Here is a 19,532-nt window from a genome sequence, read left to right on the forward strand (position 1 = left end):
ATATGAAAAAAGTGTTTGTATTTTTAGTCGCGCTTCTGTTCACGTGGACAGGAAGTGTCGGGGCACAAGACAATCAGCTTACAGCCAAGGAAAAGAAAGAGGGCTGGGTGCTGCTTTTTAATGGAAAGAATCTGGATGGATGGACTTCTGTCGGGAAAGACATTCCGCCCGCATTCGGCTGGGAGATTGAAGACGGGGTGATGACGGTTCGTAAGCAGGATGGTAAAAGAGGAGGCGATATTATCACGCGTGAACAGTATTCGGATTTCGACCTGAAAGTGGATTTCCGTATCACGAAAGGAGCCAATAGCGGAATTAAATACTTCTTCACCAAGTACGAAAAAGGGGGTTGGTTAGGATTGGAGTATCAAATCATGGATGACGAAAACCACCCGGACGGAAAATTAGGGCGTGACGGAAATCGTTTGGGAGGTGGCCTTTATGATATGTTCCCGACATCAGCCAAAAAGGTAAATCCGATAGGTGAGTGGAATCAGGCCCGTATTGTCGCTAAAGGTTCGAAAGTCACGCATTATTTGAATGGAAAGAAAATCCTGACATTCGACCGTAGCAGCCAATTGTATAAGGAAGCCTGGCAATTAAGTAAGTATAAGAATTGCCAGCCTATGTTTGGAGATGTCGAAAAAGGACATATTCTTTTGCAGGATCACGGAGATGTCGTTTCATTCAAAAATGTAAAAATCAGAGTGTTGAAATAATTAAAAAACAAACAGAGACATGAAAAATACAACAACAAGAAGAGGCTTTATCAAGCAAGTCGCCGCAACAGGTGTAGGTCTGACCATCGGTGGTATGTCGTTCAAAGCGACCAGTGCCAAGAGTTATGCGAATATTATGGGTTCGAACGAACGGGTAAACATGGCCGTTATGGGAACTAATGGTCGTGGTGCCGGTATGGCTCGTAACTTCCAGAGTCGTAAAGATGTGGAAATGAGATACGTCTGTGATGTGGAAGAAAAAGCATTGGCGAAAGGTGTTGCAGCCGTAAAGAAAGTTGGAGGTAATCCAAAGATAGAAAAGGATCTTCGTAAGATATTGGAAGATAAAAATATCGACGCCATACTGGTGACGGCTCCTGACCATTGGCACGCGCCTGCAACTATAATGGCTTGTCAGGCGGGCAAACATGTATATTGTGAAAAACCTTGTAGTCATAATCCTCATGAAGGTGAGTTGAGTCTTGCCGCCGCCCGTAAATATAATCGTGTCGTACAGGTCGGTGCACAGCGTCGTTCTTGGCCTGGGCTGACGGAAGGAATAGAGGCTTTACATAATGGTGTCATCGGAAAGGTGCATTTTGCAAAGGCTTGGTATACGAATAACCGCAAATCGATTGGTTTTGGAAAAGAAATACCGGCTCCTTCAACGATTGATTTTGATTTGTGGCAGGGACCGGCTCCCCGTCGTTCTTACCGGGATAACCTGATTCATTATAACTGGCATTGGTTCTGGCATTGGGGAACAGGTGAGGCTTTGAACAACGGTACACATGAGATAGATGTCGTTCGTTGGGGATTGGGATTGGATTTCCCGACAGCGGTCAGTTCTGAAGGTGGCCGTTTCCGATATAAGGATGACTGGGAAACCCCCGATACGCAGACGATCGATATCCGTTTCGGCGACGATTGCCTTGTAACCTGGGAAGGACGTAGCTGCAACTCTCGTGATACTGAAGGGGGTGACCGTGGCGTGATCTTCTATGGCGAAGGTGGAGCGTTGGAAACAGGGCATAATGGGTATCGCATTTTCGATATGAAGAACAAGCTGGTCAAAGAACTTGCTTCAAAGGATGTCATTGACGGTCGTGACCCGAACAGTCCGAGTGCAAACTTGGATATGGGACATATTGCCGATTTCATCGATGCGATCAAGTCGAACCGCCGCCCGAATGGAGACATTGAAGAGTTACATAAAAGTACGCTGTTAGTCCAGTTGGGTAATATCGCCTGGCGTACGGGCCATCGCTTGATGATCGATCCTGCCAACGGTCATATCGTGAACGATCCGGAAGCTCAACGTTTGTGGAGTCGCACGTACGAACCTGGTTGGGAACCTATTGTTTAAATTTCTATTTCATGGTAAAAATAGAAGAAAAGCCGGATACTTGTTTGGAAGAGCAGGTTCCGGCTTGATTTTTTATAGAACCTCTATCGTTCTCTCCAATGCCATCCCATGCGCCCCCTTTATAGCACATGATACCCTTTCAGGGGATTCTTGTGAAGTTGTTCCTATCCATCAAAACACCTATGTTTTGAAATCGAATCATCGGTGTTTTGCAAATAGATGCCTGTCGCTTCCCGAAAAGGTCGGCATCGGTTGCCGGATAGATGCCTACCTTTTTGCTGCTACCCTATAGGCTTTTCCCGGACAGGCTAAAGGCTGTATTTTTTAGCCTATAACCTATATTTTATGGGACAGGAACCAATCCGATCCCTTATATGAGAAAACTGAAAACAGGGTTCACGGCGGTAAAAGGCTAATGGCCAGTGATTTGTTGTGAAGGCTGTGAAACCGGTTTACGATCAGCCAATCCTATCGATCAATCCCGCTTTTTTTATCTTGCATTCACAGGGTTCACAGCAACATGCTGATCTACAGAGTATCCAAAGCAGTGTGAACCCTAATTAAATAAAACAACCAGGGGGTATTTAGAGGATAATCTATGAATATTTGCAAAGATATGTATCTCCTTTACGTGAACCGGATTTGAAGATTGTCTATAAAAATTCTACTACTCTCTCCAGCGCCATCCCATGCGATCCCTTTATCAGTACATGATATCCTTTCAGGGGATTCTTGCGTAGGGCTTCGATCAGTTGTTCCGTTGTGGCATAGGTGGTGAAGTCTTTTCCGGCGGATTTTTGGAAGTGTTCGCCGCACAGGAATACTTTGTCGTATTTGCCTTCCTTGATCCGGGCTATGACTTCGGTATGAAGTTCGTCGCTCGTTGGACCTAATTCGCGCATGTCGCCTAAGATGAGAGCTTTGGGCGAGACAGGCATTGTGGCGAAATTATCTAAGGCGACTTTCATGCTGCTCGGATTTGCGTTGTAGGCGTCGATGATCAGTTCGTTGTTTTCAGTCTTTTTCAGTTGTGAACGGTTGTTGGTCGGTTCGTAAGCGGCAATGGCACGGCTGATGCGTTCTGCCGGAATCTTGAAGAAACGGCCTACGGCAACGGCTGCCAGGGCATTGTCCAGATTGTAACTGCCGATCAGATGGGTTTCCACTGTGTGGATTTTACCCTGCTGCTTCCATTCGAAAGTCAGGTAAGGATTACTGCTGACTACACATCCCCAGGCAAAAGCCGTCTCATCGGAACCGTATGTGACCTGCTCGATTCCTTTGGCGATATCTGTCAGATACTTATTGTCCTGGTTGATGAATATCTTGCCTTTCGTGCGGCGCATATAGTCGTATAATTCACCTTTTGTTTTGATCACGCCCTCAAAAGAGCCGAAACCTTCCAGATGGGCATGTCCGACATTGGTGATAATCCCGTAGTTCGGCTGTGCGATGTCTACCAACTCTTTGATATCGCCGGGATGGCTGGCTCCCATTTCGATCACGGCCATTTCGTGGTCGTGCGTCAGGCGGAGCAAGGTGAGAGGCACGCCGATATGGTTGTTCAGGTTGCCTTCGGTGTAAAGAAGGTTGTATTTGGTAGAGAGGACGGAGGCCAGCAGTTCCTTTGTCGTTGTCTTTCCGTTTGTTCCGGTGATACCGATAATCGGGCAGCCGATCACTTTGCGGTGGCGGTGAGCCAATTGCTGTAAGGTCGTCAGTACGTTGTCCACAAGGATCGTACGTTCTCCGATAAAATAGTCCGGATTGTCGATTACGGCATACACGCAACCGGAAGCCAGCGCCTTTTCTGCATATTGGTTACCGTCGAATTTATCCCCTTTCAAGGCAAAGAAAATCGAACCGCGAGGACAGTTACGGCTGTCGGTTGTCACTTTCGGATTGTGTATGAACAATTCATATAGTTCAGGAATAGTCATAGTCTTTTTTCCTTTATAATTTCTATGAGAGTTATTTCGCGCAAATGTAGTGATTTAATGTATTTACCTTTATCTTTGTCGGAAAGAAAAATAAGAATGTTACATAAAACGCTCAATATTAGAGGAACGCTTACCTCGCTCGATACTCCGCTGGTGATGGGTATTCTGAATGTCACTCCCGACTCTTTTTATGCCGATAGCCGGAAACAGACGGAAGCTGCTATTGAAGAACGCATACAGGCTATTCTATCCGAGGGAGGGCAGATCGTCGACCTCGGAGGCTATTCTTCCCGCCCTGACGCCGCAGAGGTCTCGCCGGAAGAGGAGATGCAACGTCTGGCTTTTGCCTTGAAGATTCTGAATGCGCATTATCCGGATGTAGCCCTGTCTGTCGATACTTTCCGGGCGGATGTGGCCCGTCGTTGCGTTGAAGAATACGGTGTGGCGATAATCAATGATATTTCGGGTGGGGAGTTGGATGCAGAGATGTTCGGGACGGTTGCCCGTTTGCATGTACCTTATATAATGATGCATATGCGTGGAACTCCTCAGACGATGCAGCAACATACCGATTATACGGACCTGATGGAGGAGATTATGCTTTATTTTGCCAGAAAAGTCCGCCAGCTTCGTCTATTGGGAGTGAACGATATTATACTGGACCCCGGTTTCGGTTTCAGCAAGACGGTGGACCAGAATTATACGTTAATGGGCCATCTGTGCGAGTTTAAAGAATTCGGTTTGCCTTTGCTCGTCGGTGTTTCCCGCAAGAGCATGATCTATAAATATCTGGGCGGAACGCCTGCCGACAGCCTGAACGGGACGACCGTCCTGAACACGGTCGCTTTGTTGAATGGGGCGGATATCCTTCGTGTCCACGACGTAAAGGCCGCAATTGAAGCAGTCAAACTCGTCTCAAAGACTTTCAACTTTCAACTTTCAACTTTCAACTGTTAATATTATGTGGATGAATTTCGGAATAAAAGACCTGATTGATGTCTTATTGGTAGCCTTCTTCCTGTACCAGACATATAAGTTGATGAAGAATTCCGGTACGCTGGCTATCTTTAGTGGAGTTGTGTCGTTTATTATTGTCTGGATTCTGGTTTCCCAGGTGTTGGAGATGCGCCTGATGGGAGCGATACTCGACAAGTTTATCAGTGTCGGCTTCCTCGTGCTGGTGATTTTGTTCCAGGATGAGATACGCCGCTTTCTGGTGGCGCTCGGTTCGCACAGGGGATGGAAGTTCCTGGGGAAAATATTTTCGAAGAAGAACCACGACAAGGAGAACGAAGGGAAGTTCATTGCCCCGGTTGTCCTGGCTTGCATGAATATGGCGAAGAAAAAGACGGGGGCATTGATCTGCATCCAGCAGGATGTCGATCTGACCGTTTATGAGCATACCGGTGAGATGTTCAACGCCGATGTCAATGCCCGCCTGATCGAGAATATCTTTTTCAAGAACAGTCCTTTGCATGATGGGGCCATGATCATTGCGGACAACCGTATCAAGGCTGCCGGCTGCATTCTTCCGGTTGCCCAAAACGCCAATCTGCCGAAAGATATGGGGCTGCGCCATCGTTCCGGCTTAGGTATGTCGCTCGAAACGGATGCGCTGGTAATCATTGTTTCGGAAGAACGCGGGAAGATATCGGTCGCCCATAATGGTAAAATAGAAGTGAACGTTACGGCAGAAGATTTGCAACAAATCCTGTCAGGGGAGAAGGAAGTGACAAATTATTGTTAAATGTTCTGAAACTGATAGGTCCGCATGTAAATCTTTTACTGATTTTGCAAACTCTATATTGCATTTTGCCTACTTTTGTACCCGATTATCGTGATATCTAACTAACAATATAATAAAAACAGATCTTCCGCTATGGACTTAATGCAAGAGATTATTGCACGCGCTAAAGCAAACAAACAGCGTATCGTTCTTCCTGAAGGAACAGAAGAAAGAACATTGAAAGCTGCCGACCGTTTAGTGGCCGACGAAGTTGCAGACATTATCCTGATTGGCAACCCTGCTGAAATCAACAGCCTGGCTGCCCAGTACGGGTTGAACCACATTGGACAAGCTACTATTATCGATCCGAAGAATCACGAAAAGAAAGCCGCTTACGCAGACCTGCTTTTCCAGTTGCGCCAGAAAAAGGGTATGACTCCCGAAAAGGCTGCCGTTTTAGTAGAAGATCCTTTGTTTCTTGCTTGCCTGATGATCAAATCCGGCGATGCCGACGGTGAAATCGCAGGTGCACAGAACACGACCGGTAACGTGTTGCGTCCCGCTTTACAGATTATCAAGACTGCTCCGGGCATGAGTTGCGTTTCAGGCGCGTTCCTGATGTTTACAAAGACTCCCCAGTATGGTAAAGAAGGTATCCTCGTATTTGCCGACTGCGCCGTAATGCCGAATCCGACAGCACCCGAACTGGCAAGTATCGCGATCGCTACGGCTGCTACAGCCCGCGATATTGTCGGCATGGAACCGCGTGTCGCCATGTTGAGCTTCTCTACGAAAGGCAGTGCCTCTCACGAGATGGTCGACAAGGTTGTCGAAGCTACCCGTCTGGCAAAAGAAATGGCTCCCGACCTGAAGGTCGACGGAGAATTGCAGGCCGATGCCGCTTTGGTTGAAAAAGTCGCTTCATTGAAAGCTCCGGGCAGCGATGTAGCCGGACAGGCTAACGTTTTGGTATTCCCGACTCTGGAAGTAGGCAATATCGCTTATAAGCTGGTTCAGCGTTTAGGTGGTGCAGAAGCTGTAGGCCCTATCTTGCAGGGTATGGCTGCTCCGGTTAACGACCTGTCCCGTGGTTGCTCTGTTGACGATGTCTATAAGATGGTTGCGATTGCATGTAACCAGTCGATCGGTCTGAAAGCTGCAAAGAAATAATAACGAATAACATACACTACAAACATGAAAATATTAGTATTAAACTGCGGTAGCAGTTCGATTAAATATAAATTGTTCGATATGACATCCGGCGAAGTGATGGCACAGGGTGGCATCGAAAAGATCGGTCTGCCGGGTGCATTCCTGAAGCTGACTGACAAGGACGGAAAGAAAGTTGTTTTAGAAAAAGACATTCCCGGCCACAAGGAAGGTATCGAATTTATCCTGAGCATTCTGACCGACAAGACATACGGTTGCATCAAGGAATATAACGAAATCGACGCTGTCGGCCACCGCGTGGTACATGGTGGTGAAAAGTTCGCTTCCAGCGTGAAGATCGACCAGGATGTGATCAACAAGGTAATCGAATGTTCCGATCTGGCTCCGCTGCATAACCCGGCTAACCTGAAGGGTATCGATGCTATGGAAGCGTTGATTCCGGGTATTCCCCAGGTGGCTGTGTTCGACACGGCTTTCCACCAGACAATGCCGGCTAAGGCTTATATGTACGGTTTGCCGTATGAAATGTACACGAAATACGGTGTGCGCCGCTACGGTTTCCACGGAACAAGCCACCGCTATGTTTCCCGTCGCGCTTGCGAAATCCTGGGTGTTCCTTATGAAGAACAGAAGATCATTACGGCCCATGTAGGCAACGGTGGTTCCATCGCTGCCGTAGACCACGGCAAATGCGTTGATACTTCTATGGGGCTGACCCCGGTTGAAGGTCTGCTGATGGGTACTCGTTGCGGTGACGTAGACGCCGGTGCTCTTTCCTTCATTATGGATAAGGAAGGCTTGGACGGCCACGGCTTGTCGGATTTGATCAACAAGAAGAGCGGTGTTGCCGGTTTGGTAGGCGGTTCTTCCGATATGCGTGATTTGGAAAATGCGGTAGCTGCGGGAGACGAGCGGGCTATTATGACATTGGACGTTTATAACTACCGTATCAAGAAATATATCGGTGCTTACGCTGCTGCCATGGGCGGTTGCGATATCCTGGTATGGACCGGTGGTGTCGGTGAAAACCAATGGGCGACACGTCGTGTCGTTTGTGAAAACATGGAATACATGGGCATGAAGATCGACGTTGAAAAGAACGAAGGCATGCGTGGTGAAGAAATGGTCATCAGCACACCGGACAGCAAGGTTACGATCATCGTGGTTCCGACAGACGAAGAATATATGATCGCTGCCGATACGATGGATATATTAGGTAAATAATAATTATTCTAATCCTCACAGCTTACAAAACATTAGGATTAGTGTTTAGACTGCCCCGACACCGGTTGGGGCGGTCTTTTTTTATGCCTGTCCGCAACGGGTTACGGGTTATTTGTTTATCTTTGGCAGACTTCTTAATCAATTGGTTAACCATTTTAATTCAGTATCGTACCATGAAATGTTGTAAGTTTTTAATTCTTTTATTCCTCTCGGCGCTGCTGCTGCCGGAGCGTGCAAGAGGACAACAGGCAATCTCTGCCGATGATTATCCGCTCTTGGGGGCGCAAGTCTTTATCGAACCCGGCCAGACGGAGGAAGAAACCGAAGGGTGGTTCCGGACGATGCGCGACAATGGCATGTCGGTTTGCCGCATCCGTATGTTCGAGTCGTATATGCGTAAGCCGGGAGGCTGGGATTTCTCTCTTTTCGACCGTGCTTTCCGCTTGGCGGAGAAGTATGATATCAAGATTATCGGGACTTTCTTCCCGCTGACGGAAAAGACGGATATCGGTGGATGGAAATTCCCCGAAAGCCGCGCACAACTGAATTCGTTTGCCGAATATATCAAGCAGATGACCACTCACTTCAAACAGTTCAAGTCCTTGTATGCCTGGGTGCTGATCAACGAACCGGGCGGCGGTCTGAAAGATAACGAATTCTCACGCCAGATGCGCAGGGAATGGAACAGGCAGCATCCGCAGCCGGAATATCTGGAAAATGGCTATCCGGTATTGGTCGATTTGCAGGACAAGCGTTTTATGAACTATATGACTACCTGGATGCTGGACTGGATCGCTTCCGAGGTGCGCAAGCATGATAAGGACATCCACCTGCATGTGAACAACCATGCTATTTTCTCTAATATCACCGAGTATAGTTTCCCGAAATGGCGCCGTTTCCTGAATAGCTTGGGCGGCTCGGCGCATGCAAGCTGGCATTTTACCCTTTTTCCGCGTGAAGAATACAGCCTGGCCATGTCTGCCGATTGCGAGCTGTTGTTGTCCGGTGCAGGAAACCTGCCTTGGCTCATGACGGAACTGCAGGGTGGTAATAACACCTACAGCGGAGCCCGTGCCATGTGTCCGACAAAAGAGGAGATCACGCAATGGCTCTGGATCGTTATGGGGACGGAAGGAAAAGGCGGCATCTTCTGGTCGCTTAATCCCCGTGCTTCGGGTATCGAGTCGGGCGAATGGGCGTTGCTCGATTTCCAACATCAGCCTACCGACCGTGTTGCTGCGGTTGCAGAGGTAGGCAATTGCCTGAAACGACATAAATCGCTTTTCTCGGAGGCGAAGAAACTCGATCCGGGAATCAGCATTGTCTATATCCGTGAATCTCTCTGGACGGAAGCGGTCGTGTCTCAAGGTACACCTGCCGCCCAGGATGGCCGTGCCATGTGTATGACAAATATGCTGGGATATTTCAAAGCCTTGTCGGAAAGTGGCATTACCCCGAACCTGAAAGCTTTTGAAGAATATGATTTCAGCCGTCCGGATTATACGGGACAGACGATTATCCTGGCGCATCAGATAGCAGTCCCTCTTTCCTGTGTCCCATTGCTGGAGTCCTTTGTCCGGAAAGGAGGCAAGCTGATTGTGGATGGAATGACGGGTTTCTATGACGGGGACGTGCACAACCAGATGTTGACGGGGTTCTCCCTGAAGAATCTTTTCGGGGGTTGCATATCCGAGTTTAAACGGATCGATACTCCCTGTCTGTATCGCTTGGAAGGCTATGAACAGCCTGTTCCGGGATACGGCTGGAAAGGCCTGATCCGTCCCGATAAAGGTGCTGAAACGCTCTGTAGGGAAGGAGAACTGCCGTTGGCTTCCCGCTTTGCCTTTGGAAAAGGAGAGGTGGTCTGGGTTCCGGGATTGTTGGGCAGCGGAGCCTGGCAAGGAGATGGCGCTCCGCTTGCCGGGTGGGTACGCCAGGAATGCAATGCCGATCGTTTGCCCTATTCTTTCCAAACCTATCACGAAGATGTCCTGATGAAGCTATCGGAAACGAAAGATGCCTATATGGCTGTCGTTGTAAACAAGTCGGGTACGCTGCAAACCATTGCATTGAAGACGGATGGGAAAAAGCGTCCTTCGGAAGTTCTCTTTGCCGATAAGGGAGGGGTTATAAATGGGGATATCCTGACCGTTCATCCGGAAGAAACATTGGTGGTCTGCTGGAAAAAATAATATGGGAATGTCTTTGCCGGTTTGGTTCCCGTCCCGCGAAATATAGTTCCCGTCCCGTAAAAAATAGCTCCTGTGCCGGATTGTGCGCGTCCGGAGCCGGCCGGGTAGTTATTCTGTTTCGAACTGCTCCATATACAGCGTTTCCCCGTCCCAGACGATATAGGAGAAGTATTGCATCCAGTCACCCGCGATCAGAAGCCGCGTGGTTCGCGAAAGCATCAGGTCGAGCATGATATGGCGATGCCCGAAGATAAAGAAGTTGATGTCCGGGTGTGTCTTGAGGTAATCTTTTGCGAAGAGGACCATATACTCGTGGTCTTCGCCCAGGTATTCGGCAGCCTCCCTTGTCTTATGTTTTTTCAGCCCGCTTTTTCGGCTGCTGAGCGACCAGCCGAGAGCGAAGCCGAACGTCCAGCGGGGATGGATGCCCGCATACAGCCATTGGCAGAATTTATTGCGGAAAAGGGCGCGTAGGAAGCGGAACGCCTTGCTGCGATAGTCCACCTCGTCGCCATGTCCGAGGAAGAACCGTTTGCCTAAAAGGTCTATGGTGAGCACATCCCGGTGGATGACCGCACCGATCTCCTTCGGCAGGTAGTCGAACATCCAGATGTCGTGATTGCCGATAAAGATATGGATTTCCACCCCGTTGTCGGATAGTTCCGCCAGCTTTCCGAGGAAACGGACGAAACCTTTCGGTATGACGTATTTATACTCATACCAATAGTCGAACATATCCCCTAAGAAATAAATCGCCATCGCCTCGTCCTTGATGCTGTCCAGCCAGCGTACCAGTCTCTTTTCAACGGCAAGCGGGTCTTTATGGAAACGGGCGCCCAGATGGGCATCCGATGCAAAAAATATTTTCTTTCGAAGGGAATCCATGTTTTTATAAAAAACCTAATTCGAGTTTGGCTTCTTCGGACATCATGTCCTTATCCCATTCCGGCTCGAACACGAGGTTTACTTCCACGTTGTTCACGCCGTCGACAGACTCTATCTTCATCCGGACATCTTCCAGGATGAAATCGGCGGCAGGGCAGTTGGGGGCGGTGAGGGTCATATCGATGCGAACGTTCTTCTCATCGTCCACCTCTATATTATAGATCAAGCCAAGATCGTAGACGTTAACCGGGATCTCCGGATCATATACGGTTTTAAGCATGGCGACAATCGCTTCTTCTGTTTGGAGGAATTCGTTGTTCATCTTTTTTTAATTTGAATGCAAACTTAATAAATAATTGATAGAAGAACAACCTCAGAACTACCTTTGTTTGCGCCTTTACCTCTTTCATTTTCCGATTCCCATTCTCCAATTTCAATTATTCAGAGTTTCCCGTCATCCGAATAACTGTAGTAATTGCCATCAGCCAGGACAATATGGTCTAACAGTTTTATTTCGATCAGGCGGGCGGCGTCCCGAAGGCGTTGTGTCAACTGGTCGTCCTGCCGGCTGGGACGGGTGTTGCCCGAAGGATGGTTATGGCAGACGATGATGCCTGCCGCAAGGGCATTGATCGCCGCTTTCAGGATGATGCGAAGGTCGGCGGATGTTTCGTTTGTCCCGCCCTGGCTGATCTTGACCTTTTCGATTACTTGGGAAGAACGGTTTGTAAGTGCGATCCATAATTCTTCGTGGGGAAGATCGCAGAGCAGAGGATGAAAAAGCAGGTAAGCGTCTTTGCTGGCCCGGATGGCCGGACGTTGAACCGGATCGCTGTTGCCGCGCCGTTTCCCCAGTTCGAGAGCTGCATTGATTATGATAGCTTTGACTTTACCGATGCCTTTAAATTTCGACATCAGTTCTTTGACGGATAATTTACCTAAAGCATTCAGGTTATTATTGACGGAGCCTAAAATACGTTGTGACAATTGGACTGCAGTTTCCTGGCTGTTGCCGGAACCGATCAGGATGGCAAGCAATTCGGCATCGCTGAGGGAAGCAATACCTTTCAATAACATTTTTTCGCGCGGGCGGTCTTCTTCTGCCCATTCTTTTATTTTCATAGTAAGGATTTTATTAATTGAAAATTGGCAATGGACAATTGGAGCTAACAATTAATTGCTAATTGCCCATTGCCTATTGTTTTATCGAACGCGTCCTACATAAGAACCGTCTGTTGTGCTGATTTCGATTGTTTCACCTTCGTTGATAAACAAAGGAACGCGAACTTCCGCACCTGTTTCGACAGTAGCCGGTTTCAATGTGTTGGTAGCTGTATCTCCTTTAATACCTGGTTCTGTGTAAGTAACAACCAACTGTACTTTAGCAGGCATGTCTGCGAAAAGAACCGTATCGGTCGAAGTATCGGAAACTACGTCTACAACTTGTCCTTCTTTCATATAAGCCACACCATTGATCAGGTCTTTGTCGATGATAACATCTTCAAATGTTTCCTGGTTCATGAAATGATAATGTTCACCATCCTGGTACGTATATTGATATGGACGGCGTTCCACACGAACATCTTCCAGTTTTTCACCGATGTTAAAACGGCGTTCCAGGACATATCCGTCTACCACGTCTTTCAATTTCGTACGCATAAAGGTGTTGCCTTTTCCCGGCTTTACATGAAGGAAATCTATGCAGAAATAGAGTTTTCCATCCATACGGATACAAGTTCCGATCTTGATGTCTTGAGCATTCATCATACTTTAATATGCTTTATTTTATTAGTATTGTGTTATCTTACAATGGAATTCGCGTACAAAGGTAACGTTTTCATCTTAAAGAACCAATAAACTTTCCCTTTTTAGGGATAAAACGTTTTAGAAGAGGGAAATAATAAAGCTGACAACAGGAACGAGGATAGCCGTCATGATTCCCATCAGGCCGATGGCCAGTCCGCTCAAAGCTCCTTCCACCGCACCGATCTGGATCGCAACGGAAGTGCCCACCCCATGCGAAGAAGCACCCAATGCCAGCCCTTTTGCTATGCGGCTTTCAATGCCTAACACTTTCATCACGAAGGGGCCGACAATACTGCCGAATATTCCGACCGCCACTACGACGACGGCCGTCAGGGAAGGAATGCCGCCGGACTTCTCGGCAATGCCCATCGCGATCGGTGTTGTGACTGACTTCGGTTCGAGTGTAGCAACCAAGGCAGCATCCGCTCCCATCAATTTGCCGATTGCAATAACACTGACAATCCCGACAATCGCCCCGACAAAGACGGAAGTCAGGATCGAAATCACATTCCCTTTCAGGTATTGGATCTGTTCATAAAGCACGTATCCGAGGGAGACAACCGATGGACCTAACAGGAAATGGATCAGGTGGCTGCCTTTCTGGAACGATTCGTATTCGATATCCATCGTTTTCAGGACAACGATAATGACAAATATGGAGGTAATAAGCGGATGCAGCAAACTGATACGCGTCTTTCTGTACAGAGCCAAAGACGCCAGATAAGTGCCGATCACCAAAGTCAGCGAAAATACTTCCGATTGTGCCAGGTCATTCATTTCCTTCCGTCTCCTTTTCTAACTTTTGCTGGATGAGTGCCACGCTGGCAATTACGAGTATGGTGCTGACAACGGAGGCCGTTACGATCACAACCCAGTACTGGGAGATGATGCCGAGCGAATTCATCAATCCCACACCCGCCGGCAGGAAAAACAACCCCATGTTTTCGGTCAGAAGCGTGGAGAGCTTCTTCACTTTGTTCGGCTTGACGAGTTTGAATGCCAACGCCAGGAATAACAACACCATTCCGATTACACTACCCGGAATAAACCCGTCGATAAAGTAACTGATAAACTCTCCCGTAAAATAAAAGAAGAGGATGTAAAATGCTTCTATTAGCATATTCTTACTGTCTTTTAGATAACCGCTGCAAAGATAACACCTTTGCAAGAAATATGTTCTACAGCATATAATATTTAACTATCCGGCCAGTGCAGACGTAATGAACATGTAGATCATCATACCGATAATGTCGTTTGTAATCGTGATAAACGGCCCGGTGGCCAAAGCCGGATCGATCTTCAGTTTATCGAGTGTCATGGGAACCAGCGTTCCGAAGATACTGGCGAACATCACGACCGCAAAGAGGCTTAAAGAAACCGAAGCGGTGATGCCTCTGTCGCCTAACATGAAGAAATTATAGATAAATACGACTAAACTGATGATGCTGGCGTTAATCAGCGAAACGACAGACTCCTTCAATATCTGGGGCAGAATGTCTCCTTCCTTCAAACTGTTGTTAGCCAGACCTTGCACCACGATGGCGGAAGACTGGATGCCTACATTTCCGCCTGTCCCTCCGATTAGCGGGATAAACAGCGCCATCTTGGGATTGACGGCAAAATTCCCTTCGAAATTTCCTAAGATCAGTGAGTTGCCGATTCCGCCTATCATCCCGATCAAGAGCCAGGGAAGGCGGGCGGCGGTTTGGGTGAAGACGTTATCCGAAGTTTCCACATCCTGCGAGATACCGGATGCCAACTGGTAGTCACGTTCGTGCTGTTCGCGGACTTCATCCATGACGTCGTCGATGGTGATACGTCCGACGAGACGCCCGATACTGTCGATTACCGGCAGGGCGACCAGGTCATACTTCTCGATCGTCTCGGTCACCTCTTCGATACTGTCGCTGTCGCGGACGGAGATCGGGTCTTTCTTCATCACGTGCTTGATCTTCGAGACGGAAGGATTGGTGATCAGCTTCTGTAGAGGGAGGACTCCGCGCAGGCGTTCATCGTCGTCGACTACGTAGACGTAATAGATTTCATCCATGTCTTCGGCTTGTTTGCGCATCTCGTCGATACATTTGGGCATACTCCAATTCTCGTTCACCACGATCATTTCGGTTCCCATCAAACCACCGGCGGTATCTTCGTCGTATTTCAACAGGTCGACGATATCGCCCGCCTGCTCTACGTCTTCGATGTGCGAAAGAATCTCTTCCTGAGTGTCTTCGTCCAACTCACGCATCAGGTCTACAGCGTCGTCGGTCTCCATATTGTCCACGAAGCGTTTGGCAATCAGTTCGTTCGGGAGTTCCTTCAGTAACTTGTGACGGTCTTCTTCGTCCAGTTCCATCAGGACATCCGCAGCCTTTTCGCCATCCATCAGCAGATAGAGGTAGATCGCCTCTTGCAGATCAAGCTCCTGGTACAGTTCGGCTATGTCCGCCGGATATAGTTCGTGCAGTATCTCCTTGATCTTTGCGTCATCCTTCTCCGTGATGATGTCTTTCAGATTGTCTATATATTCTTTCGTCAGTTCAATCATTTCTCTGCCTATTTTTAGAAGATGAACAACTTGCTTTGTTTTATGTTTGGTAAATGCTGATTTATCAGCGAGCTAACAAACGAGGGTTGTCTCGTGGCTGTAGGCTCTCTTTTGCCGTCTGCTTCAGCAGACGGTTTAAAAAATTTAGAGGCAAAGCCTCTTCCTCTGTGGACTTCAGTCCCTTTCATCTATTGTATCAAAAGGGGTTAAAACCCACAGAGGAATCGGCAAAGCCGGAACAATCATCTATCCGTCTGCTGAAGCAGACGGCAAAAGAGAACTTGCGGCACAAGGCGCAGTCTTGTCTGTTAGCTCATTGGTAAATCTTCATTTCTCTGTATTATTCAAATTTCGCTCCGTTATCAGCGTCAATTCCACGAACTGCTCTACGGATAACTGTTCCGGTCGTTTGTCGAAGATCGGGAGCGAATAATCGGGACAATCCTTACCTAATAGAGGTTTCATGGAGTTGCGTAATGTTTTGCGGCGTTGGTTGAACGAGGTTTTGACAACCGTCTTGAACAGTCTCTCGTCGCATCCCAACGATTTCCGGTCGTTACGCACCATCCGTATCACCGCGCTCTTGACCTTTGGGGGCGGATCGAATACTTTCTCGCTGACTGTAAACAGATATTCCACTTCGTACCAGGCTTGCAGCAGGACGCTCAAGATACCGTATGTCTTACTGCCCGGACCGGCGGCAAGGCGTTCGGCTACCTCTTTCTGTATCATGCCTGAACAGCAGGGAATAAGCTCCTTGTAATCGAGCACTTTGAAAAATATCTGGCTGGATATATTATAAGGATAGTTACCGATCACGCAAAACTGGTCCGGAAACAACTTGCCGAGATCCAGACGCAGAAAGTCTTCCGCCAGAATCTTGCCTTCCAGGGCGGGAAAGTTCTGTTCCAGGTAATCGACCGATTCCATATCCAGCTCCACTACTGTCAGATCGTGTCCTTTTTCCAGTAAGAATTGGGTGAGGACGCCCATCCCAGGGCCAATTTCCAGTACAGGCAACTGCTTGTAATCGGACAATGTATCTGCAATACGCTCAGCTATTTGCAGGTCTTTCAGGAAATGTTGTCCTAACGCTTTCTTTGGCTTAACTAATCTCATCCACTTCTTTGGTGTAATGTGTTCGTATTTAAATATAATGCTTATCTTTGCAGGCGTACAAAAATACAACAAATAATTTAAAGTCATCTACGCATAATGGATTTTAAAGCAATTCTACGCACGTTTCTCAAGATAATTCTCCCGCTTGCTTTCGGTTGTTTACTTCTCTGGTATCTGTATAGTAAGATGGATATTGGCGAGATTTGGAATGTCATTCGCAAAGGCGTTCGCTACGACATTATTCTTTTTTCCCTTTTGTTCGGTTTGGGGGCTAATATTATCCGCGGATTGCGCTGGGGCTTGCTGATCCGTTCGTTAGGTGACAAGGTGAAGACGAGTAATGTAATTTATGCCGTTTTGGGAAATTACGCCGTGAACCTTGTGCTGCCTCGTGTGGGCGAAGTCTGGCGTTGCGGGATGATAACCAAATATGACAAGATCCCGTTTACCCGGCTGTTGGGAACGCTGCTGATCGACCGTGTGAGCGATACTATTATGGTCGGGCTGATCACAATGTCTATTATTATCTTTAATTTTGATTTCTTCCGTAGCTTCTTTGCGAAGAACCCGGCATTGCTGGATGGCTTCCAGTCGATGTTCAATTCTATATGGATTTACGTAGCTGTTGTAATTTTTATCGCTGGAATTTGGTTTATATTCACATATATGAGTAACTTTACGCTGGTCAAGAAAGCGAAGTCGATGTTGCAGAACATTTGGGATGGAATGAAAAGCATTTGGCTGATGAAGCGTAAAGGTCTTTTTGTGATTGAAACCTTGTTGATCTGGACAGGTTATTTCCTGTATTTCTACATAACATTCTATGCTTTCGACTTTACCCGTGATCTGGGCGTGACGGTTGGTCTGATCGCTTTTACAATGAGCAGTATCGCCGTGGCAGTGCCCGTTCAGGGAGGTATCGGCCCGTGGCACTTTATGGTGATTGCCACTTTGATGTGTTTCGGGGTAAAGGAAACCGATGCTGCGGCTTTCGCGTTGGTAGTGCATACGGTGCAAACCGCGTGGCTCGGATTGACCGGTCTGTTTGGCGTGGTGGCTTTGCCGTTCACGAACAAGGAAGTGCCGGTCGCTGTTAATGAATAATACTATTGCATAAAAATAAAAGTAGCACAAATTAAATTTAACTTCTATGTCAGCAGAAATCAAAAATCTTTCTCCGCAGCCAGTCTGGGGTTATTTCTATGACCTTACGCAAATCCCTCGTCCGACCGGACACATGGAGGCTGTAACCCGTTTTATGGTAGCTTTTGGTAAAGGATTGGGATTGGAAACCTTGCAGGACGAAGTGGGAAACGTTTTGATTCGTAAACCGGCTTCTCCGGGAATGGAAGGACACAAAACCGTGACCATGCAGTCCCATCTCGATATGGTTCCGCAGAAGAACTCTTCAGTAAAACATGATTTTCTAACCGATCCGATCGATGCTTACATAGATGGAGATTGGGTGAAGGCACGCGAAACGACATTAGGCGCCGATAACGGCATGGGAGCCGCTTTTGCTATGGCTGTCTTGGCGGACAAGACGTTGAAGCATGGTCCGCTGGAAGCTCTTTTCACCATTAACGAAGAAGTAGGAATGGATGGGGCAGTCGGTTTGAAACCGGGTTTCCTGAAAGGGGAAATCCTGTTGAACTGTGATTCGGAGGAAGAAGGCGAGCTGTTTGTCGGCTGTGCCGGCGGCGCCGATCTGAATGTCTCCATGCAATTCAAGGAAGATACTTATATCCCGGAAGGCGATGTTGCCGTGAAAATCAGCCTGACCGGCTTGAAAGGCGGCCACTCCGGTGTGGATATCCATTTGGGACGTGCGAATGCGAATAAGCTGATGTTCCGTTTCCTGAAAGAAGCCGTGCGCGACTATGGAGTTCGCCTGTCGTCTATCGACGGCGGTTCGTTGCGCAATGCAATCCCGCGCGAAGCTTTTGCCATCATAACGATTCCGGGTGATAATGTGGAAGCGCTTTGGGAGCTTGTTTCCGATTATCAGGAAATGTACCGTTCCGAATATAAGGGCATTGAACACAATATTAATTTTACGGCCGAAATGACCGATATGCCGGCAACTCTGATCCCGGAAGAGATTCAGGATGATCTGATCAATGCGATAGAAGGTTGCCAGAACGGTGTGATCAGTATGCTGGTCGATTTTCCGGGCACGGTCGAATCGTCTACAAACCTGGCAATCGTCAAGTCCTCGAACGAAATGATCGAGATTCAGATTTTGGTTCGAAGTTCGTCCGAGAGCCATAAGGAAGCCGTTTGTTCGAGTTTGGAAAGTATTTTCTCTTTAGCAGGGGCAAAGGTGGAATATTCGGATGGTTACGGCGGATGGCAGCCCAATATCGATTCGCCGATCCTGAAAATCATGCAGCAGGCTTATCTGGATCTGTACGGAAAGAAACCGGAGGCAAAGGTTATGCACGCCGGTCTGGAATGCGGTATCATCCAGGAATCCTATCCCGATATGGACATGATCTCTATCGGTCCGGACTTGCAGCATCCGCATTCTCCTGACGAGCGTGTCAGCATCCCGTCTGTTGCCCGTACTTGGGACTTTATTGTGACGACGCTTGCGAGAATCTGATTCGTATATACATTAATATAATAACATAATAGGAAGAGGGTGTGTCAAAACCGTCGCATCCTCTTTTTTTATGCGCAAAGTCCGAACTTTCCCAAGCTCGGACTTTGTTATGTCAAAGTTACATTTTCGTCCTTACATTCCCAACCAAACAGTTCTTTTTCCGCAGCGAATTGATGAAAACATAGCGGAGAACGCTCCTGTGCGCATCGTCAACGCGATAGTTGATAACCTT

Annotated in this window: 18 protein-coding genes; 9 read left to right on the forward strand and 9 right to left on the reverse strand. The window is 47.7% G+C overall.

Annotation, left to right across the window (positions count from 1 at the left end):
* The first annotated feature begins 2 nt into the window (after positions 1-2).
* A complete protein-coding gene (locus H8S65_RS17260; protein WP_186931105.1) occupies positions 3-719 on the forward strand; it encodes a 3-keto-disaccharide hydrolase in 717 nt (238 codons plus the stop codon).
* A gap of 19 nt (positions 720-738) precedes the next feature.
* Complete coding sequence (locus H8S65_RS17265) at positions 739-2,085, forward strand: Gfo/Idh/MocA family protein (RefSeq protein ID WP_186931106.1); 1,347 nt, start codon at positions 739-741, stop codon at positions 2,083-2,085.
* A 653-nt stretch (positions 2,086-2,738) separates the two neighbouring features.
* Here H8S65_RS17265 and H8S65_RS17270 read toward each other — a convergent pair.
* Positions 2,739-4,025 (reverse strand): UDP-N-acetylmuramoyl-tripeptide--D-alanyl-D-alanine ligase, encoded by a 1,287-nt coding sequence (locus H8S65_RS17270; RefSeq protein ID WP_186931107.1) that lies wholly within the window; start codon positions 4,023-4,025, stop codon positions 2,739-2,741.
* 96 nt (positions 4,026-4,121) lie between these two features.
* Here H8S65_RS17270 and folP point away from each other — a divergent pair, with 96 nt between their 5' ends.
* The 5 genes from folP (at position 4,122) to H8S65_RS17295 (ending at position 10,337) form a co-directional block, all read left to right on the forward strand.
* A complete protein-coding gene (gene folP / locus H8S65_RS17275; RefSeq protein WP_186931108.1) occupies positions 4,122-4,982 on the forward strand; it encodes a dihydropteroate synthase in 861 nt (286 codons plus the stop codon).
* A gap of 4 nt (positions 4,983-4,986) precedes the next feature.
* A complete protein-coding gene (gene cdaA / locus H8S65_RS17280; protein ID WP_005644656.1) occupies positions 4,987-5,772 on the forward strand; it encodes a diadenylate cyclase CdaA in 786 nt (261 codons plus the stop codon).
* Positions 5,773-5,904: 132 nt separating this feature from the next.
* Positions 5,905-6,921: a phosphate acetyltransferase gene (gene pta / locus H8S65_RS17285; RefSeq protein ID WP_186931109.1), complete on the forward strand. Its 1,017-nt coding sequence runs from the start codon at positions 5,905-5,907 to the stop codon at positions 6,919-6,921.
* Between the two features lie 24 nt (positions 6,922-6,945).
* Positions 6,946-8,145: an acetate/propionate family kinase gene (locus H8S65_RS17290; protein WP_186931110.1), complete on the forward strand. Its 1,200-nt coding sequence runs from the start codon at positions 6,946-6,948 to the stop codon at positions 8,143-8,145.
* 173 nt (positions 8,146-8,318) lie between these two features.
* Positions 8,319-10,337 carry a hypothetical protein gene (locus H8S65_RS17295; RefSeq protein WP_186931111.1) on the forward strand — a complete coding sequence of 673 codons (2,019 nt, stop codon included), beginning with the start codon at positions 8,319-8,321 and terminating at the stop codon, positions 10,335-10,337.
* Positions 10,338-10,445: 108 nt separating this feature from the next.
* Here the strand turns inward: H8S65_RS17295 and H8S65_RS17300 are convergent, their stop codons facing one another.
* The 8 genes from H8S65_RS17300 to rsmA form a co-directional block, all read right to left on the reverse strand.
* On the reverse strand, positions 10,446-11,222 hold the full coding sequence (locus H8S65_RS17300) for a UDP-2,3-diacylglucosamine diphosphatase (protein WP_186931112.1): 777 nt from the start codon (positions 11,220-11,222) through the stop codon (positions 10,446-10,448).
* A gap of 4 nt (positions 11,223-11,226) precedes the next feature.
* Positions 11,227-11,544 (reverse strand): SUF system Fe-S cluster assembly protein, encoded by a 318-nt coding sequence (locus H8S65_RS17305; protein WP_008146258.1) that lies wholly within the window; start codon positions 11,542-11,544, stop codon positions 11,227-11,229.
* Between the two features lie 119 nt (positions 11,545-11,663).
* The gene (gene radC, locus H8S65_RS17310) at positions 11,664-12,344 is read right to left on the reverse strand and encodes a RadC family protein (protein WP_186931113.1); all 681 of its coding nucleotides are present in this window, start codon (positions 12,342-12,344) and stop codon (positions 11,664-11,666) included.
* A gap of 81 nt (positions 12,345-12,425) precedes the next feature.
* Entirely contained in the window at positions 12,426-12,989 is a 564-nt protein-coding gene (efp, locus tag H8S65_RS17315; RefSeq protein ID WP_186931114.1) for an elongation factor P, read from the reverse strand.
* A gap of 117 nt (positions 12,990-13,106) precedes the next feature.
* A complete protein-coding gene (locus H8S65_RS17320) occupies positions 13,107-13,805 on the reverse strand; it encodes an LrgB family protein (RefSeq protein ID WP_186931115.1) in 699 nt (232 codons plus the stop codon).
* Positions 13,798-14,148 (reverse strand): CidA/LrgA family protein, encoded by a 351-nt coding sequence (locus tag H8S65_RS17325; protein ID WP_186931116.1) that lies wholly within the window; start codon positions 14,146-14,148, stop codon positions 13,798-13,800. The genes H8S65_RS17320 and H8S65_RS17325 overlap by 8 nt, the downstream gene beginning before the upstream one ends.
* A gap of 78 nt (positions 14,149-14,226) precedes the next feature.
* A complete protein-coding gene (gene mgtE / locus H8S65_RS17330; protein ID WP_186931117.1) occupies positions 14,227-15,576 on the reverse strand; it encodes a magnesium transporter in 1,350 nt (449 codons plus the stop codon).
* A gap of 327 nt (positions 15,577-15,903) precedes the next feature.
* Positions 15,904-16,695, reverse strand: a complete 792-nt coding sequence (gene rsmA, locus H8S65_RS17335; RefSeq protein WP_186931118.1) for a 16S rRNA (adenine(1518)-N(6)/adenine(1519)-N(6))-dimethyltransferase RsmA — start codon at positions 16,693-16,695, stop codon at positions 15,904-15,906.
* A gap of 96 nt (positions 16,696-16,791) precedes the next feature.
* Here rsmA and H8S65_RS17340 point away from each other — a divergent pair, with 96 nt between their 5' ends.
* The gene (locus H8S65_RS17340; RefSeq protein ID WP_186931119.1) at positions 16,792-17,799 is read left to right on the forward strand and encodes a lysylphosphatidylglycerol synthase transmembrane domain-containing protein; all 1,008 of its coding nucleotides are present in this window, start codon (positions 16,792-16,794) and stop codon (positions 17,797-17,799) included.
* 46 nt (positions 17,800-17,845) lie between these two features.
* Positions 17,846-19,300, forward strand: coding sequence for an aminoacyl-histidine dipeptidase (locus tag H8S65_RS17345; protein ID WP_186931120.1), 1,455 nt, complete (start codon positions 17,846-17,848; stop codon positions 19,298-19,300).
* Positions 19,301-19,532 lie beyond the last annotated feature (232 nt).

The organism is Parabacteroides hominis (assembly GCF_014287585.1).
GTDB classification, from domain to species: domain Bacteria; phylum Bacteroidota; class Bacteroidia; order Bacteroidales; family Tannerellaceae; genus Parabacteroides; species Parabacteroides hominis.

What these genes read in the sequence shown, in the direction of transcription:
- efp (WP_186931114.1), bottom strand. Translation starts at nt 12,989, where the DNA reads ATGATGAATGCTCAAGACATCAAGATCGGAACTTGTATCCGTATGGAT.
- H8S65_RS17340 (WP_186931119.1), top strand. Translation starts at nt 16,792, where the DNA reads ATGGATTTTAAAGCAATTCTACGCACGTTTCTCAAGATAATTCTCCCG.
- folP (WP_186931108.1), top strand. Translation starts at nt 4,122, where the DNA reads ATGTTACATAAAACGCTCAATATTAGAGGAACGCTTACCTCGCTCGAT.
- H8S65_RS17300 (WP_186931112.1), bottom strand. Translation starts at nt 11,222, where the DNA reads ATGGATTCCCTTCGAAAGAAAATATTTTTTGCATCGGATGCCCATCTG.
- H8S65_RS17265 (WP_186931106.1), top strand. Translation starts at nt 739, where the DNA reads ATGAAAAATACAACAACAAGAAGAGGCTTTATCAAGCAAGTCGCCGCA.
- H8S65_RS17260 (WP_186931105.1), top strand. Translation starts at nt 3, where the DNA reads ATGAAAAAAGTGTTTGTATTTTTAGTCGCGCTTCTGTTCACGTGGACA.
- H8S65_RS17305 (WP_008146258.1), bottom strand. Translation starts at nt 11,544, where the DNA reads ATGAACAACGAATTCCTCCAAACAGAAGAAGCGATTGTCGCCATGCTT.
- H8S65_RS17325 (WP_186931116.1), bottom strand. Translation starts at nt 14,148, where the DNA reads ATGCTAATAGAAGCATTTTACATCCTCTTCTTTTATTTTACGGGAGAG.
- H8S65_RS17345 (WP_186931120.1), top strand. Translation starts at nt 17,846, where the DNA reads ATGTCAGCAGAAATCAAAAATCTTTCTCCGCAGCCAGTCTGGGGTTAT.
- mgtE (WP_186931117.1), bottom strand. Translation starts at nt 15,576, where the DNA reads ATGATTGAACTGACGAAAGAATATATAGACAATCTGAAAGACATCATC.
- H8S65_RS17270 (WP_186931107.1), bottom strand. Translation starts at nt 4,025, where the DNA reads ATGACTATTCCTGAACTATATGAATTGTTCATACACAATCCGAAAGTG.
- H8S65_RS17320 (WP_186931115.1), bottom strand. Translation starts at nt 13,805, where the DNA reads ATGAATGACCTGGCACAATCGGAAGTATTTTCGCTGACTTTGGTGATC.
- cdaA (WP_005644656.1), top strand. Translation starts at nt 4,987, where the DNA reads ATGTGGATGAATTTCGGAATAAAAGACCTGATTGATGTCTTATTGGTA.
- H8S65_RS17290 (WP_186931110.1), top strand. Translation starts at nt 6,946, where the DNA reads ATGAAAATATTAGTATTAAACTGCGGTAGCAGTTCGATTAAATATAAA.
- pta (WP_186931109.1), top strand. Translation starts at nt 5,905, where the DNA reads ATGGACTTAATGCAAGAGATTATTGCACGCGCTAAAGCAAACAAACAG.
- rsmA (WP_186931118.1), bottom strand. Translation starts at nt 16,695, where the DNA reads ATGAGATTAGTTAAGCCAAAGAAAGCGTTAGGACAACATTTCCTGAAA.
- H8S65_RS17295 (WP_186931111.1), top strand. Translation starts at nt 8,319, where the DNA reads ATGAAATGTTGTAAGTTTTTAATTCTTTTATTCCTCTCGGCGCTGCTG.
- radC (WP_186931113.1), bottom strand. Translation starts at nt 12,344, where the DNA reads ATGAAAATAAAAGAATGGGCAGAAGAAGACCGCCCGCGCGAAAAAATG.